The organism is Mesorhizobium sp. M7D.F.Ca.US.004.01.2.1, from assembly GCF_003997785.1.
Classification (GTDB): domain Bacteria; phylum Pseudomonadota; class Alphaproteobacteria; order Rhizobiales; family Rhizobiaceae; genus Mesorhizobium; species Mesorhizobium loti.
Map to the genome: position 1 here is coordinate 1 of NZ_RZRQ01000085.1, position 20,633 is coordinate 20,633.

Annotated in this window: 21 protein-coding genes and 1 pseudogene; 15 read left to right on the top strand and 7 right to left on the bottom strand. The window is 57.7% G+C overall.

The features are described 5' to 3' along the window. Positions 1-503 (bottom strand): class I SAM-dependent methyltransferase (locus EN993_RS14355; RefSeq protein WP_164757659.1); only part of this gene is annotated, 503 nt, incomplete at its 3' end. A 492-nt stretch (positions 504-995) separates the two neighbouring features. Here EN993_RS14355 and EN993_RS37775 point away from each other — a divergent pair. Next, on the top strand, positions 996-1,385 hold the full coding sequence (locus tag EN993_RS37775; RefSeq protein ID WP_245468807.1) for a hypothetical protein: 390 nt from the start codon (positions 996-998) through the stop codon (positions 1,383-1,385). A 112-nt stretch (positions 1,386-1,497) separates the two neighbouring features. Here the strand turns inward: EN993_RS37775 and EN993_RS14365 are convergent, their stop codons facing one another. Further along, positions 1,498-1,782: a hypothetical protein gene (locus EN993_RS14365; protein WP_127263773.1), complete on the bottom strand. Its 285-nt coding sequence runs from the start codon at positions 1,780-1,782 to the stop codon at positions 1,498-1,500. Between the two features lie 484 nt (positions 1,783-2,266). Between EN993_RS14365 and EN993_RS14370 the strand changes: the two genes are divergently transcribed. The 7 genes and pseudogenes from EN993_RS14370 to EN993_RS14410 all read left to right on the top strand — a co-directional run bounded on the left by EN993_RS14370 (position 2,267) and on the right by EN993_RS14410 (position 11,044). Next, positions 2,267-4,480 (top strand): EAL domain-containing protein, encoded by a 2,214-nt coding sequence (locus EN993_RS14370; protein ID WP_127263775.1) that lies wholly within the window; start codon positions 2,267-2,269, stop codon positions 4,478-4,480. Positions 4,481-4,590: 110 nt separating this feature from the next. Beyond that, the gene (locus tag EN993_RS14375) at positions 4,591-4,779 is read left to right on the top strand and encodes a hypothetical protein (RefSeq protein WP_109671044.1); all 189 of its coding nucleotides are present in this window, start codon (positions 4,591-4,593) and stop codon (positions 4,777-4,779) included. A gap of 616 nt (positions 4,780-5,395) precedes the next feature. Further along, positions 5,396-5,863 (top strand): hypothetical protein, encoded by a 468-nt coding sequence (locus tag EN993_RS14380; RefSeq protein ID WP_127263777.1) that lies wholly within the window; start codon positions 5,396-5,398, stop codon positions 5,861-5,863. Positions 5,864-6,381: 518 nt separating this feature from the next. Then, positions 6,382-6,737: pseudogene (locus EN993_RS14390) on the top strand (ABC transporter permease subunit); the annotation flags it as partial. Positions 6,738-7,563: 826 nt separating this feature from the next. Further along, positions 7,564-7,767, top strand: coding sequence for a CsbD family protein (locus tag EN993_RS14395; RefSeq protein WP_127263781.1), 204 nt, complete (start codon positions 7,564-7,566; stop codon positions 7,765-7,767). Between the two features lie 1,593 nt (positions 7,768-9,360). Further along, positions 9,361-10,212 carry an exodeoxyribonuclease III gene (gene xth, locus EN993_RS14405; protein WP_127263785.1) on the top strand — a complete coding sequence of 284 codons (852 nt, stop codon included), beginning with the start codon at positions 9,361-9,363 and terminating at the stop codon, positions 10,210-10,212. A gap of 637 nt (positions 10,213-10,849) precedes the next feature. Then, positions 10,850-11,044, top strand: a complete 195-nt coding sequence (locus tag EN993_RS14410) for a hypothetical protein (RefSeq protein ID WP_109671030.1) — start codon at positions 10,850-10,852, stop codon at positions 11,042-11,044. A 1,471-nt stretch (positions 11,045-12,515) separates the two neighbouring features. Here the strand turns inward: EN993_RS14410 and EN993_RS14430 are convergent. Beyond that, the gene (locus EN993_RS14430; protein WP_127263789.1) at positions 12,516-12,821 is read right to left on the bottom strand and encodes a hypothetical protein; all 306 of its coding nucleotides are present in this window, start codon (positions 12,819-12,821) and stop codon (positions 12,516-12,518) included. Positions 12,822-13,504: 683 nt separating this feature from the next. Here EN993_RS14430 and EN993_RS14435 point away from each other — a divergent pair. The 3 genes from EN993_RS14435 (at position 13,505) to EN993_RS14445 (ending at position 15,035) form a co-directional block, all read left to right on the top strand. Then, positions 13,505-13,822, top strand: coding sequence for a hypothetical protein (locus EN993_RS14435; RefSeq protein WP_245468808.1), 318 nt, complete (start codon positions 13,505-13,507; stop codon positions 13,820-13,822). Between the two features lie 153 nt (positions 13,823-13,975). Continuing rightward, on the top strand, positions 13,976-14,239 hold the full coding sequence (locus EN993_RS14440) for a hypothetical protein (protein WP_109671187.1): 264 nt from the start codon (positions 13,976-13,978) through the stop codon (positions 14,237-14,239). 505 nt (positions 14,240-14,744) lie between these two features. Then, positions 14,745-15,035 (top strand): hypothetical protein, encoded by a 291-nt coding sequence (locus tag EN993_RS14445; protein ID WP_127263791.1) that lies wholly within the window; start codon positions 14,745-14,747, stop codon positions 15,033-15,035. Positions 15,036-15,993: 958 nt separating this feature from the next. On the opposite strand, the gene EN993_RS14455 is transcribed toward EN993_RS14445, so the two are convergent. From EN993_RS14455 to EN993_RS14465, 3 genes are all read right to left on the bottom strand, one after another. Further along, positions 15,994-16,245, bottom strand: a complete 252-nt coding sequence (locus EN993_RS14455) for a hypothetical protein (RefSeq protein ID WP_127263793.1) — start codon at positions 16,243-16,245, stop codon at positions 15,994-15,996. A 214-nt stretch (positions 16,246-16,459) separates the two neighbouring features. Further along, positions 16,460-16,897, bottom strand: a complete 438-nt coding sequence (locus tag EN993_RS14460; protein ID WP_109671018.1) for a hypothetical protein — start codon at positions 16,895-16,897, stop codon at positions 16,460-16,462. Positions 16,898-17,013: 116 nt separating this feature from the next. Continuing rightward, positions 17,014-17,277 (bottom strand): hypothetical protein, encoded by a 264-nt coding sequence (locus tag EN993_RS14465; RefSeq protein WP_245468809.1) that lies wholly within the window; start codon positions 17,275-17,277, stop codon positions 17,014-17,016. A gap of 168 nt (positions 17,278-17,445) precedes the next feature. Between EN993_RS14465 and EN993_RS37780 the strand changes: the two genes are divergently transcribed. The 4 genes from EN993_RS37780 (at position 17,446) to EN993_RS14495 (ending at position 19,786) form a co-directional block, all read left to right on the top strand. Further along, positions 17,446-17,604, top strand: a complete 159-nt coding sequence (locus tag EN993_RS37780; protein ID WP_245468811.1) for a hypothetical protein — start codon at positions 17,446-17,448, stop codon at positions 17,602-17,604. Between the two features lie 115 nt (positions 17,605-17,719). Further along, complete coding sequence (locus EN993_RS14475) at positions 17,720-17,908, top strand: DUF3606 domain-containing protein (RefSeq protein WP_127263795.1); 189 nt, start codon at positions 17,720-17,722, stop codon at positions 17,906-17,908. 397 nt (positions 17,909-18,305) lie between these two features. After that, positions 18,306-18,497, top strand: coding sequence for a hypothetical protein (locus tag EN993_RS14485; protein ID WP_109671016.1), 192 nt, complete (start codon positions 18,306-18,308; stop codon positions 18,495-18,497). 986 nt (positions 18,498-19,483) lie between these two features. Beyond that, positions 19,484-19,786 carry a hypothetical protein gene (locus EN993_RS14495; protein WP_109671012.1) on the top strand — a complete coding sequence of 101 codons (303 nt, stop codon included), beginning with the start codon at positions 19,484-19,486 and terminating at the stop codon, positions 19,784-19,786. 25 nt (positions 19,787-19,811) lie between these two features. Here EN993_RS14495 and EN993_RS14500 read toward each other — a convergent pair. After that, positions 19,812-20,633, bottom strand: an 822-nt coding sequence (locus tag EN993_RS14500; RefSeq protein ID WP_245468813.1) for a phospholipase D-like domain-containing protein, incomplete at its 5' end; no start/stop codon positions are given.

A 20,633-nucleotide genomic window follows, 5' to 3' on the forward strand; every position in this document is an offset into this window, starting at 1 on the left:
GCCAGCACGGCTTCCGTCCAGATCAGCTTGCCGCCCGGCTTCAGAACGCGAAAAGCCTGCGCGATCACGGCGGCCTTGTCGGCGATGTTCATGCCGACATAGAAGCAGATTGCCGCGTCGAATGTGTTTTCGGCAAAGGGCAGTTTCGCCGCGTTGGCTTCGTGGAAGCGAACCTTGTCGGCGAGGCCGGAGAGCTTGGTCAGTCGGCTGGACGCCGCGACAAAGGCTGGCGTGAGGTCGACGCCGTCGACGTCGCAGCCATAGGTGGCGGCAAGGAAGCGCGCCGGGCCACCAATGCCGCTGCCGATATCGAGGATCCGGTCGGTGGGCGAGGGGGCCAGACGAGCAGCATGGTCCTGCGTGGCGATGAGCTCGCGGCCATGCAGCTGGTCGAACGGATAGAGTTGCGCGGCACTGAGACTGTCGAATTTGGCGTCGGGGATCGCGGCCAATATGCGGTCGACGATGCCGTCGCTGCCGTAATGCGTGGTGACGCTGCTCATGGGTACTCCCTAGTGCGCAGCTTCCCACTATTGCGTGAGTTCGGCAATGTTTGGCGCCCGTGGAGTTCCAATGTCCGCGCCGATGAACCCAATTGTCGGTCCGGATATCCTCCGCAAGGCGCTCGGTGGGCGTCGCCCAATCGGTGTAAACGAAGTTCCCTGGTTCGCCTCCAGCTCAGCTGATGGTGGACAGAATAAGAACATCGAAGTCAGGAAGCTCTTGACGATAGAGGAATATATTCCTTATTTGATGAGATGTAGATTAGCAGTAGGCGGTCGGTGAGATCGCGACAGCGCGGCGTGACCGGTCGGACAGAACATCGTTCCGATCAGATCGGGACCAGTCACGGAAATGTGCGGGCGGATAGTCCGGGATGCCTTCTGCCAATGGCGTCGTGTCGAGCAAGCCGATGAACGCCTGCTGAGCGAGCGGCCGCAGCAGAGCCGTTGGGAATTTACGCGTCACAACGCACCTCAGGAGCAGCCGAAGCGATGCATGACCTCATCGATTTCTTCCAGACCAACTCGGTGCTGGTAGTGGCCAATCCAACGGTGTTTGCAACCTGCGCTGTCCTTTTTGCGAGTGGCGGTTTTGTGGTTGGACGATACTTTTTGACCGAACGCCTCGCCAACCTCGAGAGCCGCATCGCGCGGCGCGACGAGGAAATCAAGGAATTGAAATCTCTTGGTTCGGCGAAGCACTCTGAGCCTCCCCTCGTTCCCATCATAGGTACCAGCGCGATCGGCGCATACGAGTGTCGTGAAGTTTCGTGGTGCGAGGCCTGTGGTCGCAATCCCAATGATGACAGCGGCGTTTCAAGCGGCAAAACAGCGGCGAGCTTTGCAGGTCTCGCGTGGCATGGGTCAAAAACAGGACGATGAACAAAATGAGGAGGGCGAAGGCGATTCCGGTGATAAGTGGCATTGCGCGTTCTCTGGCGATCGAACCTGCCGGACGACTGCACTCCCTGACAAAGAAAAGCCCGCAGAACAGTCAGCCCGATCGTATGACGCCCGGCTCTTCGGGGGACGGATCACTGATCGGCTGCCGCCGGGATTCGTCGCGCATCACGTCCGAGAAGTTGACGGTGGCGACCAGATAGCCGGCCTCATCATATACCTTCGTGATCGACGCGGTTTGATCGACGCTTCGATGCGCAAGCAGCACTGCGTGAGCTTTTTCGATGGCGCGCGGACTTGCGAGGTCTACGCTGGCCAACTCTTCCTCGGATATCGTCGTGCGGTCGGAATCGATGGTCTCAAAGCGGAATTTTGGCATGGACATCTCCTGTCATCAAGCAAATGTCCCTTGAGCCGTTGTGTTCCAACTTGGCCATGCGTCGTCATGGAACAACGGGTAAATATCGTCGGCTTCGACCACAGCGGACGGGCAACGGACGGTCCGGCATCCCCTCGTCTGGCCGGCGCCAGGGCGGCCTCAACGCAACCGAGCGATCACATTGGTGCTTCGATGGACTGCACTTGCTCTCAGTGCGGTCGGCGCAACAGAGTAAAGGTCAGCCTTCGCGACCTTGTTGTACTCGTTTTTGGGTCGAACCCGAGCAACATCGTGAGCCCGGCCACAACGCTTGATTCGTCCAGCCAAATCACTGCCTGGCCCGGATCGAATCGCGGCAACGCTAAATTCGGGCCCTCCTTGCCCCTTTCAAGGCGCGACCGCGACACAACATATCACCGAGCAGCTTGTCGAGCGACCGGTGCCTTTTAACCGTCCAGAAGCTTTCCTATTGTAAAGGAGGTTCATGAAACCGCTACGGCATTTTGGCGAACCAACCCGCCGTCTCTTCCTGTTGAGAACGGCTTTGCCCATCATCATTTTCACGCTGGTAGTGGCTACCGTCACCACAGGACTTTTGCTGTGGTCGGCTATCCAGACTGACAGTGTTGCCGTGTCGCGACAGAAAAGCCTAGTTGCCCTTATCGTATCCAATCTGGAGAACGGAGTGGCACATGACCAGGAGAGCGTCACGGTTTGGGACGATGCGGTCAATGCGCTGCGGACCCGCGACGCAAAATGGATCGATACCAATCTCGGAAGTTGGATGCACACCTACTTTGGCCATGACGAGGTCTACATTCTCGACGCCAATGACACCCCGGTCTACGCATTCGTCGACGGCTCGACTGCTGCGTCCTCCAGCTACCGTTCCGTTAGCCAGACGACAGCGCCTCTTGTCGTTCATCTTAGGGCAAGACTGAAACGTGGGGACACCGAGGGAGTAACGGAGCGGGTGCTCACGATAGGTGCCTCCGATATGGCCGTTGTCTCGGGCCATCCTGCCATTGTGAGTATAAAGCCGGTCGTTTCCGACAGTGGCCACATCGCGCAAATACCGGGTCAGGAGTTTCTGCACGTCGCGATTCGATATCTCGATGGCGGTTTCCTTAGCTTGCTGCGCCAGGATTATCTGCTCGACGGCGCGCGTTTCTCCTGGGCGAATAGGCTCGCCTCGGCAGAGACATCTTATCCCCTCATCGACCGATCTGGCTCGACGATCGGCTTCTTCGTCTGGCAGCCATATCGGCCCGGGACCTTCGCCCTTTTTCAACTGCTTCCAATTGTCGTCGCCTTATTCGCGCTGGTGCTGGGCGGTGTCGGTGTAGCCCTGAGGGCCTTTCGCAGGCGAACTTTGAAGCTGATTGAATCGGAAGGTCGAATCTTTCACCTCGCCCACCACGACTTCCTCACGGCGCTGCCCAATCGTGTCCAATTCAACGACCGTTTGGCTGACGCGCTATCGCGACTGCCCTCGACGGGAGAGCAACTGGCAATTCTTTACCTCGACCTCGACAGGTTCAAGCAGGTTAATGATACCTTTGGTCACCCCGCCGGCGATGAGTTGCTTAGGGAGTTCGCAGACCGGCTGAGGCGGCTAACCACTGATGCAGATACGGTCGCGCGCTTGGGAGGCGACGAATTCATCATCATCCAGCGTTCGGTCGCAGGCGAAGATGAGGTCAAGACATTGTGCGAACATTTGCTCGAGACCGCTCGCCGGCCATTCCAAGTCGCGGGAGCTCAGCTCTTTGTGGGGGTGAGTGTCGGCGTAGCGTTCGCTCCAAGGGACGGATTGGAGTGGGTGGAGTTGGTGCGCAGAGCAGACGTTGCACTGTATCACGCCAAAGCCGGCGGCCGCAGCGGTTATGCATTCTTTGGAACCGAGATGGACCAGACGCTGGTAATGCGCAAGGGTCTCGAACAGGACCTGCGCACTGCTTTGCAAGCGCCCTGCCAGATCCAGGTTCACTACCAACCGCTATACACTGCAGATACAAACAGGATGACGGGCGTCGAAGCCCTTGCTCGCTGGTCGCATGTGGAGCGTGGTTGGGTTGCCCCCGACTTGTTCATACCGTTGGCCGAAGAAACGGGGCTCGTTGAACAACTGGGCGAGCTGGTTCTCCGGCAGGCATGTCTCGATGCTGTGCACTGGCCAATAGAGACATTGTCAGTGAACGTGTCGGCTTTGCAGCTGAGCAATCCGAGTTTCGCCATGAGGGTGACGAGCATCTTACTGGAGACTCAGATGGATCCTCGACGGCTCGAACTCGAGGTTACCGAAAGCACGCTATCTCAAAACCGGACTGAGTGCCGGCAAAACATCGAAGCGTTGCGCAGCATCGGCGTGCGCTTTGCTCTTGATGATTTCGGGACGGGATTTTCCTCGCTTGGACGCCTGCAAAGCCTGGACGTCGATCGGATTAAGATCGATCGGAGTTTTGTGCAGGGCTTCGGTCACTCAAATGGTGACGAGGCTATTGTTCAGGCCATAGTCGACCTGGCCCGCGCCACTGGTCTCAGCACCACGGCGGAAGGTGTGGAGACGCAGAGCCAGTGCGATGTTCTGCGCAAACTCGGCTGCGAGCAGCTACAAGGATTCTTGCTGTCCAGGCCCGTGCCCAAGCAAGAGGTTGAAGATCTCATTGCGGGCGCAGCAAGGCGCGCTTCCGCCTGAGGCCGCCGAATTGGCTCCGCCCGGCTGGTGAACGGGCAGTTTCGATATGGCCCCCTCGACTTGCGCCCGCGATGGTGCTTTCCTGTCTTGCTGGAGAGGCAAGGAATGGCATGGCAAGGCTCGGCCGGTTCATACTCTGGCTGTTTATCGCGCCAGGCGACATTCTCTCCGATCGGCTTGGCGTTACCAAAGACCAAAACCGCGACCTCGTTCGCATGCTCGTCAATTCGCTCTTCTGGATATTGATCGTCATCATCGGCTTAGCGATCTGGACGTCACGAATGCCGGCGTTCCGATAAGCGGAGATGTAACTACGCTGTTGAAGTGGTGCAGCGAGCGCAGTTCTCCCGTGGAGCCGACGTATTCAAGCGCCTGGTATTTTCGCTGATCAGGTTGCCATCTTGTGTCCACTGCCAAAGCAGACAAGCGCTCCGGATTGGCTTTGGTGGAACAGCTTCGTCAGCACATAGCTGCGGGGCACAAAGCGGCGCCCGCTGTTTGTTACCCAACTACGACTGAAGTCCTAGCGGTGGCCGGCAAAGGTCCGCACTCGGCAACATTTGGCGCCACCGACCGTTTCGAAACGACCGCCGATTATTAGTCCCTTCATCGTCGGTCGTACCCGCCAGACGGGGGCGGGTACTCATTTGCGGAGGATTCGGGTGCGGCTTGGCGAGGTCATAGCAAAACACGTTCACTGCGCTGCTCGTCAGTGGCATTGTCGGAATTTTGTTCTTCCTCTCGGGTCGGATACCATGGCCCGACCGACATGGACGGATGGTGATTATCCAGCCGATTGACCGAATAACTACGACCTCGACCGAGACTCAACTGCTGCTACCGGCCACTTTTGACGCGACTAAAGCGCCTGCGAGACCGAAGCGTCTGGCCTCGAACCAATGATAGACCAAGCCAATGCCACGTCTTGTGCTGAGCCTATTCGCCTATCTTTTTTGCTCCACGCTTCTTCAGGCTCAAGCGTGGCAGCCCTTCGGCGTCCGGCAGCTTGGCTTCACGTTCGATGTTCCTCCTGGTTTCGTGCTGACACAGCATGAGGATCAGGGTGCAGCTTTTCAGGGCCCAAGAAACGCGTTTCTTGCCGTATGGGGTGCAAGGCTCGGCAAGGCCAGCTTTCGCGCAGAGATCGAACATCGGATGATGGAGGACGAAAAGGCGGGCTGGCAGCTCAGCTACCGGCGCGTCACCCCGAAATGGGCTAGCTATTCGGGAGTCAAGAATGGCGAAATCCGTTACGTCCGTGCCATTAAAGTCTGCAACGACCGCGCCGCTCTTTTCACAATCAATTACAGCAGATTTGAAAAGACACCGTACGATCCAATTGTTGTGCGTATGGTGCGGTCTCTGAAAGCCGAAGGCTGCTAGCCGACAGGCGCAGCGACTTTGTGTTGGTACTGCAACATGGCGTTAGAGCCGCACCACCTTGTCAAGGCGAAGTCTTATTCGCTGGCCTTCCGCATATGCCATCGCGAGCGATTCATGCTCAAATGAATGGGTAAGTTCTCCGTCATCCGACACTATGCGGACGAACCACTCTCCGCATGCCTCGATCATTTCAACGCAAGGTGAGACCTTGCCTTTCGGGTGCACGCTATCCATCGCAGCCTCCCCTAAAAAGGAAGATTAAATCCGTCAGGATCAGGCCTGCAAGGCTTTGTAAAATACGTACATTGCGTAGAACCCACCCGATGCGTTGATGGTCAGAAGCTTGTCGGAACTTTAGCTCGCTCTAATAATTTATGCGGCAGCGGGATCCCAACGGCCCGTGAGCTCCACCCCAGGGGCGACCCGCCGCTGCCGTGAATGGGGCGGCGGGATTCCGCTGAACTTGGGGTCAGTCAACACCATGCGCGACGGCGTTCCGGTCCGAACATGCACCCTAGAAGCTGCCGTTCCTGATCAGCCAGGGCGTTGTCACCACGCTCTACGTCTCGGCGATTTCCATCGTCATCGCTTCGGTCATCGCGGTCGCCGGCGCGGTCGCCAAGCTTTCCAGCAATGGTTTCGCCTGCGCCATCGCCAGCTTCTACACGTCCTTCTTCTGCGGCCTTCCGCTGCTCATGCAGGTTTACCCGATTTATCTCGGCCTGCCGCAACTCGGCTTCGTCATCAACGCGGTGCCTGCCGGCATCCTGGCGCTTTCGCTCTGCTACGGCGCGTACATGACCGAGATCTTTCGCTCCATACAAAGCATCGACCGCACCAGTGGGAGGCGTCGCGCTCCATGGGCTTCGGCTTCGCCTTGATAGTCGGCCACCTCAAATTGCAAATTGAAGCACTTTCACGCCTCACAGCAGCCGGTCTGCCCATAGTGAAAATCTATCCCCACGGCCGTCACGACCGACGCAAAAGTCATCCGGCAGGACATCCTTGGTAACCCTTTTGGCGCAATTGCGTGAACACTGAGGTTTCATGAGCTTGCGAGTTTCCGGGTCATCATGGTCCTTCCAATGGCTCTCGCCGCACCAGTCATGACCTAGGGCTGGAAGGCGGTCATTCACGGTTCATTCATCATATTAGGCCACGATCATATGCGGACATGACAGGTAGATAGTACATGCCTCGAAGCCCTCGGCGCTAGTGATGCGCCGGGGGCTTTAACTTTCATCTCCGGCAGCACGTTTGCCTGTGACATTGTGGTGGTTCCCGATCTGTCGACGGAGATGAGAAGCATCACCACCGGCACCCAGCGAAATAGGCGCCAACGCAAGCGCCACTTCACGGAGCCTCCTGCAGAATGGACGAAAGTTCCGACAACATTTCACCGATTGCCAATGGGCCGAAACGGCACTTCGCTCGCAGGTGGTAACTTGAGATCGACTTCGAACCGGTCACCCAATCCTCGCTCGCGATCACTGCGCGGCGTGTGGAGTGCCCCGGAGCGCTCGCGCTGCCTCACAATGGCCGCAACCACCGTCAAGCTGTTCCGTGCGTTTTACAATTAGCTTAAGTCCTATCGCCCGCGAAACGCGCGCCGGCAGGTTCGTGGTCCCGTGGAACCCCACGGCCACAAGACCGTTTCATCGTGAAACGCAGTCTTTCACCGTGAAACGGAGGTCGCTACCATGGATTGGAACCGGGTCGAAGGAAATTGGAAGCAGGTCAAGGGGAAGGTGAAGGAGCAGTGGGGCAAGCTCACTGATGATGATCTCGACCGCGTCGCGGGTAAGCGCGATCAGCTCGAAGGCATAATCCAGGAACGCTACGGCATTGAGAAGGATCGCGTCCGCCGTGACGTCGATGACTGGTACGATCGACAGGGCTGGTAGGTTCACGGCACCTTCGCCTACCACGGTCGCTGGTTCACATAGTTTGGCCGTCGCAATTGCTGGGGTACTTTGGCTGCTCAACTTTAGGAGCTACCCGGCCATGCGGAGCTGCGGCAGCCCTGCATGGCGTGTCGGTTCGCCATAGCTGGCAACCACGCGGTCTCGGCCCGGCATCCCAAGGCAGAGTCGTTCCATGATAGTGCCCTAGACTTGGACAGGCGATAAGCATGAGTGACGAAGTGGCGCCCATGGCGACGACGCTGGAGCGTCTGCACAATCGGGCTAATCCACGATGAGCTCTTGTCGAACGGGGGCGTTATTCGAACCATGTGCTTTGGCGCTTAACTTCTCGTGCGCGGCCGTTGTCCGGCGATCGGGCGCGGTCTTATGCGCGCCGAGCTACCCCAAGGCTCGGCGACTTGAGCAATGCGCGGATAACGAAACGAATGTGAGCACGGATTTACGGCGCGTGACTTCGCCTCCTGTGCTCCCTGCTGCGAGCCTTTCGACGGGCAACTCTCAGTTCAGCAAGGGTTGGCCTCCACCAGCCTCTTAGGCGTTCAGCCGGCCCGGCGGCTGATCGAGCAGGCCATGTGCTCACAAGTTCGGCCAGGGTTGCCGAACGCCAGTTACCCCAAACGAAGTCACCACTTGCAGGCAAGGCGTGGGGATAGAAGGCGGCTGCGTCTGACAGCTCAACGAGTTCACCGGCAAATTCGCTGAAGACGACAATCCCGTACTGCTCGGTGGCGACGGCGCGGCCCAAGGTGGGTAGATCCTGAGCTGGCAACGGGTAGCGGTGGCGCCGGCGTTCACCAGCCCGCTGTTGTGCGGCTCTACAGGCTTCGGTGTTTCTGGCGGCCGCACGTCGCCGTTTTCTTTCCTCCGGTTCGGCATGCTGGGCAGCCCGTTCGATGCTTGGCCATCGTGCCCGGAGAGCCTCATATGAGCGGAATGGAACTCTCCAGGCCCGCAATTCATCGTCCCAACTCGCCCACGGGACAGCGCGCAGTTCTTCAAGCACAGTCCTCGAATAAGGCGTGCGGACGCGCAGGTCGTCCGCGATGTCCAGATACCGGCTTGAGATTGGCTCGAAGGCGAAGGCATCTCGTCCCTTGCTATCGTCATGGGGTACTCGCAACGCCGCCTCTTGCGCCAGCCAGCGGTCGATCCGCTGGGCTGCGGTCTTTCCGGGTACGAACCAGCTCTTGCGCTCGTCGCTCCATCTGGCACGCGGAAATGCTTGCTGAAACCGCTCGACCGCCATTCGATCGTATGAAAAGCGAGCTTCGGCACCAATTGCGTCCTGTTTCTGGGGCGCGGGACCGGCGTTGGAATCCGTCATAGTGCATCAACCGAGTTGGCTGGATGGAACGCCGCGCCAGCCCTAAGGTTCATTAAACGACACGCCGCAGAAATATGGCGCCTGAATGATGCCCAATGCTCGGGAGCGGCGCTGTGAACTTTCCCCGCGCTGGGCGGTTAAGGAGAGCCGATGGATGAACGATGCCTCAGGTTGGCTAGGCCGCTCAGCCCTGGAAAGACCACTGACAACTTCATGTTCATATCGGCAAGGTTTGTTGAGAACTCCAGGTGATCCGCATCGCAACCTTCAACTTGAACGGCGTGAACGGACGTCTGCCCGTGCTCATCAAGTGGCTGGGCCAGCACGACTATGACATCGTGTGCCTTCAGGAATTGAAGACGTCGGATGAGAAATTTCCTGCCGAAGCCATTAGGAACGCTGGCTACGGCGCGATCTGGCACGGACAAAAATCCTACAATGGTGTAGCCATACTAGCCCGGGGAAAAATGCCGCTGGAACGTCGACGCGGCCTGCCGGGGGATTCTGGTGACACTCACAGCCGGTACATCGAGGCCGAGGTGGATGGGGTCGTCGTGGGATGCCTGTACCTCCCAAACGGCAATCCGGCGCCGGGCCCGAAATTCGACTATAAGCTGCGCTGGTTCGACCGTCTGATCAGCTACAGCCAGTTACTGCTCACAGAAGGTGTCACAACCGTTCTTTGCGGCGATTACAATGTCGTGCCAACGCCGATCGATGCCGCGGTCCCAAGACGTTGGGTAGGCGACGCAGTCTACTTTCCGGAGAGCCGGCAAGCCTATGCCAAAATGCTTGGTGACGGCTGGATCGATGCCGTCCGTCGCATCCATCCGGAGAAAGGCATCTACACCTATTGGAACTTCTCCTACGGGGGCGGTTATGACCGAAGCTCAGGCCTGCGCATGGACCATCTCCTCCTCAGCCCAACCCTTTCGACCAGCTTACGTGATGCCGGCGTCGATGCTGCCTTGCGAGCTTGGGAAAAGCCGAGCGATCATGCGCCAGCTTGGATAGAGCTCGATCTTCCGGGAAATCGAAAAACGCCATCACCCACCGCCGACAAAAGTTCCATTCTGGCAAATTTCGTTCCTGGGCCCTAGAGTTCACAACTGCTTTTGTGCGACCGCCTGAACGATGGTGAACGGTGAAAGCATCTGGACACATACCTCAACCTAGCGCCATGTCATCGGATGAACGATTGCGAAAACGCGGTGCAACCGTGGGGAGAAGGCCGCAGCGTTGTCGCGCCTATGACTGCCGCGTGGCACCCAGATGTCTTCAGCGGCGACCCCCAGGCTTCGGTCAGCAACTTCGTGATGGGCCGCCTTGCTTAAGATCCGAACCGGGCAGTGACTTGGTTGCCCTGACAGATCGTTCAAGAAGCGGATCCGCCCGAAAATCGGACTGTCAGACATCCTAGAATCACTACCTGAGGAGCGCCGCGCGGTGATGTAGACCTTATGGCGGTCGAGCGCTTTGCGCACCGCGGCGCTTTCCATTCTGGCTGGTGACCGAACTGACCATTTCTATTACGCGGACTCTTGTATCGCCCGCGCCCAGCGGACGCGGGCCTCCCAAGACACCAAGATCAGCAGCCGTGCCAGGACGGAACGCGGCAGCCGCGATTGAATTAGCTAAGGCTGAAAATAGTTCCAGAATCCGAAATGTTGCCCCCGTGGCCGCAACAAAGCCAAGGGCCGCACGTTGGTCGGTTGGAGAGCCTTTAGGAGCGCGCTGGTGCCGAAATATCATGTCGAGGAAATGGACGGCGACAGCGTCACAGCGGCCCACATCGTCAATGCGACCACGCCTTTGAAGGCCGCCAGGGAAGCAACCGAGCGCGAAGTCACGTTGCGCACCAGCGAGCCAGTGTGGATCCGGGTCACGGACGAAAAGCGCGGCCACGTCTTCGAGTACAGTTTCAGCCTATGACGAAGCTATCAGACCTTGGCCCTCCAATTCCCGGCACGCTGCACGGCGGTGAGGATATCCCGGAAGATCAGCATTTCTATCATGCCCCTCTTGCGGGCAGAAGGTCGATCAGCGCGATTTGCGCCATGGGGAGCCATGGCACGAGCCGCTGGAACTCGAAGATAGCGCCGAGATCATCCAGTTTCCTCGTAAAGAATAAGATAGGCCCCGCCGGCCGGCGCAGATGGCATCGCATAAGACTGAAGTCCATTGCCAGTCAGCCAAAAGGCCATGCCCGGAACATTCCTCCATTCCGGTTGTTCTCGGCTTAGCTTAACCGGAGCCCGACAGGGCACCGCGTCAGGGGAACTGCACATGCCTTTATCCGATGATCTACGCGACATGCCAATGGAGTTTCAGTGCCCGGCTTGTTCGCATCCAATGGTCAGACTCGGCTCCTGGCTCCGAACGATCGGCGCGTTCAGATGCGATAGCTGCGGGGTTTCGGTCCGCATCGGCTATGCAAAAAAGCTGTCTATCTTCGAGCGCTATCGTAGGAATTCACAGTCTCAAAAGAGTTACAACGGCACCGACAGGGACATGCGCCGAGCCCCTCGCGGGTTGCCGCTCAAACATCCTAGTGCTGACAAATCCGATTCGGAAATGGCCGGCGCGTTATTGCCCGGTGAGAACAATAGTGAAACTAGCGCCGGCCACTGCGGCAACTTTGAGGGGATTGCCACCTGGCTGAGTTAGAGCGAACTAATGGGCCGGCAATTGCTTGGTTAAAACCGTACAGAGAATCTCCCTGGGGCAACCCTCAAAAGAGAGTAAAAATATTCCCTTCGTCGGAAGGGAGGCCGCGATGGTTCAACCACATTTAGATAGCGCAAAAGCGGTCATCGAAGCGGCCGCTCTCGTTAGGCAGCACACGATGGCAGGAACTGCCGGATTCTTTGGGGACATGGATCGATCCCGGAAGTCTATCCAAACGTCACGAGATCTCCTGAGGCGCCTTCGTGAACGTCATCGCGACGACATGGCGCGAGCTTGGGAGGATACAGGCCCGGTTCCCGTTGTTGTCTCGGCCTTCGATGCGGACATCCTCCGCTCTGTATTTCGAGATTTGATCCTGGAAACGAAGGTACCAGAGGCCCAATGGCGCAATCTGGCTAGGAGCCTGGTATTCGAATTTACCGGATGCGATCGGACCGAAGCAGGCTTGGTTGACTGGATCATCAGCAAGTAGCCAGTCGCCCTAACGTGAAATTAAAAGCCCGCCACCTTTCGGCGGCGGGCAAGGTCTCATGGGGAAGCACTCTGTGGGTCAGTGCACGTAACGAATTTCGTCGGCGTGACAATGTTCCACAACTGCAGACACGTTGCACAAAAAGCCGCCCAAGGCAGCGGTACATTCCGTGTACCGTAGACGGCGCCAAATGTTGGCGCAACTCGTCCAGCCCGCTACATAGCCTTGAAAGGCGCCCGGAAACTATGTCTCGTCAAACCGACCTTCCCGGGTAGGATGACGGGCTATGGCGGCCTCCTCTTCATCGTCAGGCAAGGCGTCGTCGCTGTTCTGATAAGCGTTGTCATCGTCTTCCTCGACGCCATCCATTTCGATACCGGTATTCGTTTGGGCTGTTGCGAGATTGTCGTCGCGGTCGGGTTCGATGCCGATAGTCTCGCCCTCACCATGGACCTGATCACGATGCCAGTCGTTGGTCTTGTCCGGCGTTTTGACAACTGCTTCGCGAGTCCCCCGGTCTGTGTCCTTGCGGGGGTCGGGGCCGGGCATATCGAGCTATGATTTGGGGTGCGTGGCGTGGTTCTCCTTTTGAAGACAAACCACTTCGGACATTCAAGGTTCCTCACCCCGCCACGCAGCACGCGCCAGATGTCGTGCCGATAGGCGTTGAACAGTGAGGCCACGGCAGGGGCTGCCATGCCGGTCACACCCTCGACCGAATTGGTAAAAGCCGGCGGCCCGGTCCAGCGGGCTCTGCCCTTCCTTCGTTCGCATGTTTCACTAAAATTCCCAGGAATACATATTTCTTCACCAGCCGGCAGCACATCCCAACAACATGCCGCCGGTTAGGTCCAGCGGCCCTCGCTGCGAGCCCCCTCGCAACTAAGCCGTTGGGCCGCAAGTTGTGGAATCGCGCCGGCACGAAGGCGCCGAAGACAAGGAAGTGTTGCCCGATGCCACGGACAGACAAAGGGGAGGCGCTGAGGCTGTCAGTTTTTGTCGATCCTACCGACGCAGTAAATGCCGCAATGGAGCTCTATGGCTCGGAGGCGCAGACCGCAGCGGCCTACTGTGCAATGGAAGCTCACTTCGCGGGTCGACCAGCCGATTTCCGTTTGTGGTGCTCAGTCTTCCGAGAACTCACCCGCGCCAATATTCATTGACGCGCCTGTGTTCGATCCGGATAAGGCGAAGTTCTACCTCAAGGCAGGTCAGTCGAACCATACCTGGATTTGAGTGCGGCAGACGCCGCGTTTGGTGGCATGAAAGGCGAGTGGGAACAGCGGATGGGGGCCGAACGTTCTGTGTTGAGCCAAGGAGCAAACGACATGCGAAAATGCGCAATCGCCGCTGGCGTGATCAGTCAGTTTATTGTTTCGGCCTTTGCAGCCACTGAATATTGGGTGGCGAAAGATGCGGTCTCGAAGCAGTGTGAGGTGGTCACGAAGAAGCCCGATGGAACCCTGGTTATCCCTCTCACGAAGACCAGATACAAAACAGAGGCGGAGGCGAACGCAGCAATGACAAAAATGCCAAGCTGCAAGAAATAACTGCCGCTGGGCAGTCCTGTCCGCCGCTGTCCCCGTCATCCGGCCACCTCAGCTGCTGCATGTGTTTGGAGCGCTTGGGTCCGCAAGCGGAACAAAGGAGCTAAGTGACAATTTCTAATGGAAAGGATTGCGGACGCAAAACGGATTCGTGCCATGACAATGCTATTCGAACTACTCGACTCGGATGGTCGCCGGCGAAGCGCGCTCTACCACGCGGCGCGGTTGTCGATGCTCCATGATCGAGTACTGATGCGTTTCGACAAGGTTGAAGAAGCGGCCGACAAGGTTGAGCGTGCCGCCGCCTTCCTGGTTGATGTTGCCCACGGAACCGCCATCGACGCGTTCGATGACGCAGCTTTCAGCAATTCGTCGGCAGCTTTCCTTCACCTCGAAGTGGGTCAGACACTCGGACTCTGACTGCGGAGACCAACATTCGATCTTGGCGCCTCCTCGGCGGAAGCGGAGCACCGGGCAAGGGCAGGCATGACCTGGCCTGAAAGAGTGAGATTCCTGACCGGGTTCAGTAAGGAACTGGTTCAGGCGATTTTCCGTCGAGAACCCTCCTGCCGGTCTTGTCGGCGCAGCCGAGAGCGGCCCCTACAAGTTCGAGGGGCGACGCTCAAGGAATACCCTGGGCTCGGATATGTCTGGCTTGGGATGAACGTGGACAACGGCCGCTCAAGGACATCCGGGTTCGGCAGGCTGTGCAGTATGCGATCAACGTTAACATGGTTCTCCAGGCCTCAAGTTGGGAAATTACCGTTCATCGTCATCTCCGGTTCCATTCGCCCACCGCTTCGGTAAGGTCTGACGCAGGCCAGCAGCGAGAGCAGCACCTTTTTTCGACGCTCTCCGACTTCCACAGGGCGGGAAAAGTTGACGGGACTTGAGTGACGGCAACAAAAGGTGATTTGAGTTTCAGATGAGCCGCATATCGATCGCCCAAGAGCTTGAGAGTGCCGCCGACCGCATCGCGGATATGTCGCGGGCGGATTTGCAGATCATCCTTCGGCGGGCCGCCCTGATGCTCCGCAATGTGGCTGGCGTGCCTCTGGAACCACCGACCGAGGATGCGTTGAATTCAATCGCCGCAGAGATGAAGATGACCCGCCCCGACCTCATCGCGACGATTTTGCGGGATTGGCTTGAGACAAACACCTACCTGCCTTTCCATGTGTTTGACGATGACACAACGACAGATGGGCGGGGATAGGGCTTCCGCGATCACGCCATAACGCCAAACTGAAGAATCGACCAAGCTTCAGACGCGGCGGACCTGGTTGTCCGCATGGCCGGCGCCGAATCCCATAGCTCCCACCCTTGGCGCCGGCCATCTTGCGATTGCAGGTATCCAGATGCATTCTGCGCATTATGCCCGAGCAGCAATACCTGGACCATCGCCTCGAATGCCCGTATTGCCTCACAATACGACTGAGAATTCCGGATGGCGCCAAACCGGAAACCCAGATTGTTTGCGATGATTGCGGAAAGTACCTCGGGACGTGGGATGAACTGCTGACCGACTTTGAGAAGCAAGGTGGAAACACTGGGGTGTTCCGTCTCGAAAAGGGTCGGATCAGGCGGGTCGATTAGCAGGACAGGCCGGCTGAAAACTCGGCTACGCCTAAGGGTTCAAAGGCTTCTTCAACATCCGTGCCTCTCGCACCAGGGACGCCCAATTGAACCCGAGGAAGCTGATAAGCTCGCGGGCTTGTGCTTCGGTAATGCCAGTCTCGTCGACAAGACGGCGGGCCATGGTGCCTCTACCATCGGTCGGCGGCTTGCCTGGTTCATCAACCACAGATTGTTCCCCACCCGACCGAACGGTCTCGAAGGGGAAACGTTCCGGAGCTAGCCGGTCAGAGCGCTTTCTCTACGTCTGAATTCAAAATAGCGAGGTCGAAACCGGGTTGGCAGCGTCACAACAAGGTCAGTGACGCGGATCCACTTGCAGCAAGCGCCTCGCAGCGTAACCTTCTGTCCTAACGCTGCCTCTGCTGCCTCGAAAGGCGTGCGACCCTTTGCGTCGAACGTCGAAACAATGGATTCCCCGTCCATTTCCTCAATGCGGTAATTCTTCATGGGCTGCCTTCGGATGGGTGGGCACCGAGCGAATCGTTCTGACCAGGATAGGGTTTCGTTAGCTATCGCTCAACTAAGACCGAAGTCCCTCAGCGCCTACCCGGCCGGGTAGGCGGCCTAACCGGTCCTGTGGTGCTCAACGGGATGAACTCGACTTCCTGCCCGGTGACATCCCGCACGGCTTTCAACAGCACCTCATGCAAGAGGCGCGTCTGCCGGTAGTGGTCGCAATGCAGCGATATGAACGGCTTGAGGATGCTTAGGTGCAGCGCTTCCGCTGCCACCAGAAAGCCCTCGATTTCAGCCTGGGATAATTGCTTTGACGGTTTTGATCTGACCATTTGGCGAACTCCTTGGTTGAGGAATCGCCGCAACGGAAGGATTATATTCCTCGCCTCGATCTCGGTGGCAAGGGCTATTTGGGCAAGCAAGGCTTCATAATGCACAGTTGCATCTTGCGCAGCATATAACGCCCGCCGTGTGGCAGCGTGCCACCGCCACACGAACGGCTCGGCAACAAAGTCGCCAACAGTGGCGAATGCCCCGTTGCAGACCTTAAGCTGGGATCAAGAGTGCAATTCGATGGATGCCAACCACCTTGCTGATGTTGGTGGCTTTATCTGACTTTCCCTTGCCGCAGCTGTAGATGCCGCCATCTTTGACGGTATAGGCCGGAATTCCTTTCTTCTCGATTTTGAACTCCCCGGCAATGATGTGGCAGATCATGTCCATATCCATCATGGGCTGGTCGTCCGGATCCGAAGCTCCAGGTTGGTAAATCACATCGATTATCTTGATGCTCTTATAAGCACCGATCTGTGACTCCTGTTCCCCGACTTCCACCATCCGTCGCCCGTGCCCCATGTCCATGCCATCGGTGGCGCTATAGCTGGGCGCTGCCGCCTCCGCCGGGGCTGCTAATAAAAATACGGGGGTCGCGGCGGTCGCGGCGAGACCAAATTTAAGGGCTGATCTGCGATTAAGGCGTTCCATGTACGGTCCTCCCTTTGAGCAGTCGTGCGATAATTCGCGCAAGGGACTCGGCGCTCAAGTTCGAAAACTGTCAACCGTTCTCTCCGAAGCGGAACCGACCGACAGACTGGTCATCCTCATTCCTCACGAAAGTCCTGCAGTGAAGCGTGCCGCAAATCCTCCTCGCCGCGCAAGTGCTTCACGCGGCCGATGATGCCCGGCTTGACCCACTGCGTCGCCGCCCGCTTCATGCCCTTCGGCGCCGTCCCTGCATGGTCCTGGACACGCTTCCACAACCGTTCGCGCATTTCCCGGTTCATGGCGATGAACGCCGACCCGACATAGCGTCCTGTGCCCCGCTCTGCCATCAAAGCGAAGGCCGGCTTGCCCGCTTCGTTCACAGAGTAGCATTTCGCCTTTAGCCAGCTGGTCGATGGGCCGCTGCGATATCTGCTGTCGCGCCGTTTCGACACCATACCGGTGCAGCGAGCGACAAAATGGCGTGAGGTCCGAGAGTTGGCAACGAGATCACCCTGACGGCCACCATCCTGAAAGTGATGGACGACGGCGTGTCGAGCGTTAGCATTCCCTCCTACAATTTTCCCCTTGCCATCGACACGGCGAAGAAGGCGAAGGCCGGACAGAAGGTCGATATCAGCGGTTTTGCAACGCGCGTCGATGAGGAAGACGAGAAGGTACGGTCCGGATCGACGGAGGCGGACTTGTGACTATGGATGTCGATGCTATCGCAAACCTCTCCACGACGTCGCGAGTGAATGTTCGGGACTAACGAATGGAATCCGGTGTGATCTTCGATGTTGTTTTCGCCAGGAGCAACCGACAATGGCAGACGACAAGAGCAAACGTGATTTTCGTGACCGCGACCGCGTAGCAGGCGACCAAGAATACGAGGTCGGCTATTTGGCCAGCAAGTTCCAACTTACGATTCCTAAAGTGCGGGAACTTATGAGAAAGCACGGCAACGACCGTGATTCGCTGGAGCGTGAGGCAAAGGCACTGGGCAGCCGATGATGAAACAATCAGATCTTGGCCCGCCGATCCCTGGCAAGCTGCATGGCCGGTATCCGACGAGCGCGACCATTTCTACAATTGTCCCAGCTGCGGGCAGATGGTCGACATGCGCGATCTGCGCCAAGTCATCTGGCATGAAGAGACGAAGCACAAGCCTCGCCTCCTGCTGCTGGATTAGCTAGTGCTTCCTTTCCTGCGGCCCGGACGTGATCCCGCCGCCCCATTCACGGCGGCGGCGGGCGCCCTAGGGATTTCGGGACTCGCGGGGTGTTGGGTTCCCACTGATGCACAAAATACCATCAGGCGTCGGCCGGTTCCTAGGCAATGTACGCATCTTACCAAGGCTTGCCGGCCTGATCCTGGCGGATTTAAAATTCCGCTTTAAGGGGAGGCTACGATGGACAGCGTGCACCCGAACGGCAAGGTTCCGCCTTGCGTTGAAGTGATCGAAGCCTGCGGAGAGTGGTTCGTCCGCATAGTTGGCGACGACGAAGAAATCACCCGCTCATTTGATCTGGAATCATTCGCCCTGTCCTACGCGGAAGGCCAGCGGATCCGGCTAGGTCTCGCCGAGTTCAAGCGGCTGTAGGAGACGCGATGCCTCTCTCTCAAAGCCTAAACTTAGTCGAGATGGAATCCGATGCTCGGAATGCGGATGTGGCTTCGTAAAGCCTGGGCGCTGGTTTAAGTCTGCCGCTCAACATCGTTGCGACGGTTGCCATCACGTCACGCACCTCACCTACTCCAATAAATTGGCATTGTTCGACAAATACGCCAAGCTTCTGAGCACGGGTTCTGTGGCGAGGGCCGATGCCGCGAGAGTATCGCGCAGAGGCATCAACCTCTTTCCGTGCAGCGGAAGAGGCAACACGCCGACCTTTGATGCTCCACCGGACGGGAGACTACTTCCTTGAGGTGACCGACGAGGCCACTTGCTCTACTGATCCGAGCCCCTAAGATTGGGGGACGCTTCCAAATAGTCGACAGATTCCAACCCAAGACGAAAGGAATTCGCGCACCGCCGCTGCCCGGCTGGGCATCCGCCTCTTCCAAATCGCCAAGCCTCTAGCGCCGCGTAATCCTCCTCGCTGAAAGAACTTATCAGTGCCAAGATCATGGAGCGCTATAAGACCTTGAACCTCTGTACTGAGCAGCCTCAAGCCACAATGCGAGCGCAATCGATGGAGAACGTGCCTTAACTTCAAAATCATGGCCCCTGTACCCACCTGACGCGATCCATACAGTCTTTGAGCGCTGGTAGATCGCGATGCCCCGTGTGCTCGCCCAATTGCACAGTTCTTCATCATTTCGATACATTACTTCGGCCCCCGCCATCCCTAAATTCGTTATAAGCAACAAACGTGCCAAATTTATGAATAGATGTTACTGATTGCAGTGCACCACAAGCTTTACTGCACCTACGGCAACTGCTTCCCGTGTAGGATCGTAAAGTCCCGCTTCATTTCCTGTATGACACGCGTGCATAGACGGGTCGTTGACACCTGCCCTGTGAAAGGCGTACGTCGCCGTTCGCACCCGCGTCCAGGGCGCGCTTTTGCCCATAGAGGTACCAAAATGGACGACAATTATACCAATGCCCGTGAACACTTCTTCGGTGCAATCCGGGCGCTGGCAGCCTCCGAGGATAGCATTCAAGCGAGGCTGATTGAGGCGAACGTGAACATTCTGAACGTCACGATCGATGAATTCGACGGTGACCGTGAACTCAAAATCAAATTTGCAAAATTGCTGGACCTTCTGGCGGTTGATCAGGATGACTTGGAGACGGTCGCTACCGAGAACGCGGCGCACATGACTGATTTCGAAGCTGTAAAAGTCGCCGATCTAATCTGCGATTTCTATTGCGAGATCACCTAGCGTGCGCACCCGCGCAAGCGCCCGGTTAAAGCTGCCACCTCAGCTGGCTGGCAAACCAGTCCGCGACCTTCTCGCGCAACGGACGGGCCTGCCATTCTTCCAGACTGATCTGCCTGGATCGCTGCAGATCCTGGTTGAACAAGTCGATTTGCGTCTTTGCGAAATCCTTGCCGTAAACATTCAGCGTGGCTTCGTCGTTCAGACGTAGGGAGCGTTCGTCCAAATTGGCTGAGCCAAAGCTCGACCAGACATCGTCAACGATCAAGAGTTTGGGATGGTACATGGTGGGCTGAAACTCAAATATCCGAACGCCGGCCTGGAGCAATGAACCCCAGAAGTAGCGCGAGCTCTTTCGAGTCAGCGGCACGTCCGTCAGCGAATTGGGCACGATGACATCAACAGATACGCCGCGTTTCCTAGAGTCCAAGATCTGCTGGAGTGCGACGTCGTCCGGCACGAAGTATGCCATCCCGATGCGCAAATGCTCTTTGGCAGCAGCCATGGCTGTCAACATCATCAGCTCCATGTCCTCCGAGCCATTCGGCTGCGAAGATAGGATCAGCTGCGCATCCAGCTCTCCTGCTGGTTCGGGTTCAGGATAGAACTTTTCACCCTGCAAAGTCTCCCCTGTGGTCTCTAGCCAGTTTTGCGCGAACGCTGCTTGGAAGGCTGACACTGCCGTTCCTTCAATTCGATAGTGCGTGTCGCGCCATTCATCCGGGTTGCGGGCGTTTCCGCGCCAGTTGTCGGCAATGCCGACACCCCCGGTGAATGCGACGTGTCCATCCACGATCAGCAGCTTGCGGTGGGTCCGATTGTTGAACCGGTCAAGCGTATACCAGTGGAT

What these genes read in the sequence shown, in the direction of transcription:
- EN993_RS37775 (WP_245468807.1), top strand. Translation starts at nt 996, where the DNA reads ATGCATGACCTCATCGATTTCTTCCAGACCAACTCGGTGCTGGTAGTG.
- EN993_RS14365 (WP_127263773.1), bottom strand. Translation starts at nt 1,782, where the DNA reads ATGCCAAAATTCCGCTTTGAGACCATCGATTCCGACCGCACGACGATA.
- EN993_RS14370 (WP_127263775.1), top strand. Translation starts at nt 2,267, where the DNA reads ATGAAACCGCTACGGCATTTTGGCGAACCAACCCGCCGTCTCTTCCTG.
- EN993_RS14375 (WP_109671044.1), top strand. Translation starts at nt 4,591, where the DNA reads ATGGCAAGGCTCGGCCGGTTCATACTCTGGCTGTTTATCGCGCCAGGC.
- EN993_RS14380 (WP_127263777.1), top strand. Translation starts at nt 5,396, where the DNA reads ATGCCACGTCTTGTGCTGAGCCTATTCGCCTATCTTTTTTGCTCCACG.
- EN993_RS14395 (WP_127263781.1), top strand. Translation starts at nt 7,564, where the DNA reads ATGGATTGGAACCGGGTCGAAGGAAATTGGAAGCAGGTCAAGGGGAAG.
- EN993_RS14430 (WP_127263789.1), bottom strand. Translation starts at nt 12,821, where the DNA reads ATGCCCGGCCCCGACCCCCGCAAGGACACAGACCGGGGGACTCGCGAA.
- EN993_RS14440 (WP_109671187.1), top strand. Translation starts at nt 13,976, where the DNA reads ATGACAATGCTATTCGAACTACTCGACTCGGATGGTCGCCGGCGAAGC.
- EN993_RS14445 (WP_127263791.1), top strand. Translation starts at nt 14,745, where the DNA reads ATGAGCCGCATATCGATCGCCCAAGAGCTTGAGAGTGCCGCCGACCGC.
- EN993_RS14455 (WP_127263793.1), bottom strand. Translation starts at nt 16,245, where the DNA reads ATGGTCAGATCAAAACCGTCAAAGCAATTATCCCAGGCTGAAATCGAG.
- EN993_RS14460 (WP_109671018.1), bottom strand. Translation starts at nt 16,897, where the DNA reads ATGGAACGCCTTAATCGCAGATCAGCCCTTAAATTTGGTCTCGCCGCG.
- EN993_RS14475 (WP_127263795.1), top strand. Translation starts at nt 17,720, where the DNA reads ATGGCAGACGACAAGAGCAAACGTGATTTTCGTGACCGCGACCGCGTA.
- EN993_RS14485 (WP_109671016.1), top strand. Translation starts at nt 18,306, where the DNA reads ATGGACAGCGTGCACCCGAACGGCAAGGTTCCGCCTTGCGTTGAAGTG.
- EN993_RS14495 (WP_109671012.1), top strand. Translation starts at nt 19,484, where the DNA reads ATGGACGACAATTATACCAATGCCCGTGAACACTTCTTCGGTGCAATC.